Below are 2,228 nucleotides of genomic sequence, written 5' to 3' on the forward strand. Positions count from 1 at the left end.
TGTCAAGCGACACCGGAAACGCCCCCCTTGTCGCCATGAAATCTCCCCCCTGTTTTAGGTCTTCACTGCCGCGGGCTCTGGCGTGGTGCTCCGGAGCAGGCCCGAGCGGCGCTTCTCCTTGAGCCGGTAGCTATCGCCGCGGATGGTCAGCACGTGGCTGTGGTGCAGCAGGCGGTCGAGGATGGCGGTCGCCACCACAGGGTCGCCGAACACGCTGCCCCACTCGCCCACGGCGCGGTTCGAGGTCACCAGCATGGAGCCACGCTCGTAGCGGCGGCTCACCAATTGAAAGAACAGGTGCGCGGCATCCGGCTCGAACGGCAGGTAGCCGAGTTCGTCCACGATCAGCAGCCGCGGCTTGCTGAAGTGCAGCAGCCGTTCCTCCAGCCGGCCCTCGGCATGCGCCTTGGCCAGCTGTGCGACCAGCGTCGGCGCGGGCACGAACAGCACCGTGTAGCCAGCGTTGATCGCCTCGCGCCCGATGGCGACCGCCAGATGCGTTTTCCCCACCCCTGGCGGTCCGAGCAGCATCAGCGTCTCGCCGTTGCCGATAAACCGGCCGCTGGCCAGGTCTCGGATCTGCCCGCGGTCGATCGAGGGCTGGGCCGTGAAGTCGAACCCAGCCAAGTCACGGGCATAGGGAAACCGCGCAAGCCCCATCGCCATCTCGATCCGGCGGCTGTCCTTGCGCGCGATCTCGCGCTCGCACAGCAGCGCCAGGCTCTCCCGCAGGCTCAACTCGCTCCGCACGGCCTCGTCCAGCAGGCTGTCCAACTGATCGCGGATGGCGGTCAGCTTGAGCCGCGTCAGCATCCCCGTCAGGCGGTCCTCGTCAGGCATCATCACCAAGCCCCCCCGGCCACCGCCTCGTACTCGGCCAGGGGTCGCAACAGGGCCGGCACCTCGGGCGGGCCGGCAGGAGCGCCGCCATCCGCCGCTTTCCCGGCGATCCGGCCGCGAAATCCCGCCACGCCTTCGAAGTGGGCCGGCTCGGTCGAGCGCCCACGCCGCCCCTCCAGCACCTTGTGCGTCGCGACCTCCCGCCCGGCATGGCTGATCCTCACCATCCCCGCCCCGAGCGTCACCCGCACCCGCTCGCCGATCAGGCGCCACGGCACCGAGTAGCTGTTGCCCTCCACCCCGACCGCACAGTCCGGTCCCACCCGACGGACCAGATCCCGCGTGGCCCGGAACGGCGGCGTGCCATCCAGCGGGCGCAGCGCCCCGGCCTCGTCGCGCAGGAACCGCGCCATCGGCGCCTCGCCCGTGGTGCCGTGCATCCGCAGATCGGCCACCTCGCGGGTCCAGGCCGCAAGGTGCGCCTCCAGCGCCTCCCAGCTGGCGAAGTCGCGGCCGGCGATGGCGTTGCGCTTGACGTAGCCCACCCCCCGCTCGTCCTTGCCCTTGGTGCGGGCCCGGTAGGGAGCGCAGGCGCGCGGCCGCACGCGCCAGTGCCGGGCAAAGGCGTGGAGGCGGGCGTTGAACACCACCTCGCGCGTCGCCGCGTCATGCCGGTCCACCAGGGCGCGGGCATTGTCGAACAGGATCTCCTCGGGCACGCCGCCGAAGGCCTGGAAGGCGCCCTCGATCCCCTCGAACCAGCTCTCCTGCGCCTCGCCCCGAAAGGCCCGCACGTGCAGCCGCCGCGAATAGCCGAGCGTCGCCACGAACAGGTGCACCCGCACCGGCAGGCCCCCGATCCGCACACGCCGCTCGCCGAAGTCGATCTGCAGCTGTCGCCCGGGGGGCGTCTCGAACCGCACCGTCGCCCTGGCCGCCGCCAGCAGCCGCTGGCGGAACGGCGCGCAGGCCCGCTCCACCGTCCGCAGGCTGACCACCAGCCCGTGCTCGGCCGCCAGTTCCTGCCGCACCACGTCGGCGTTGCCGCCATGCCGGACCAGGCGCTCCTCCAGCCAGCCCGCCAGATCAGCGAGGCTGGGCCTGCGCTGAGCCCGGCTGTAGCCGGCCCAGCTCCCCGCGCGGACGTAGCGCCGCACCGTCTTGGGGCAGGTGCCAAACTCCCGCGCGATCCGCTTGACGCCCCAGCCCCGTGCCTTGAGCGCCAGCATCGCCGCCACCTCATCCGGCGTCCGCATCCGCACCCTCCGCGCCTCGTCCAGCGCGGAAGCCTGGATCACTCCAGCCTCGTCCATCGACATCCCTCTCTCCCTCTCCAGAGGGGGGCGATTTCATGTCGCCAAGGGAGGGTCATTCCATGGCGCCCGACA

Annotated in this window: 2 protein-coding genes; both read right to left on the minus strand. The window is 71.5% G+C overall.

The annotated features are described in order from the left end of the window. Positions 1–54: 54 nt before the first annotated feature. Positions 55–843, minus strand: a complete 789-nt coding sequence (istB, locus tag OF850_RS23295; RefSeq protein WP_301592797.1) for an IS21-like element helper ATPase IstB — start codon at positions 841–843, stop codon at positions 55–57. After that, entirely contained in the window at positions 843–2,153 is a 1,311-nt protein-coding gene (gene istA, locus OF850_RS23300; protein ID WP_408906488.1) for an IS21 family transposase, read from the minus strand. Before istA ends, istB begins: the two co-directional genes overlap by 1 nt. Between the last annotated feature and the right edge of the window lie 75 nt (positions 2,154–2,228).

This window comes from Sabulicella glaciei (assembly GCF_026183895.1).
GTDB lineage: Bacteria > Pseudomonadota > Alphaproteobacteria > Acetobacterales > Acetobacteraceae > Roseococcus > Roseococcus glaciei.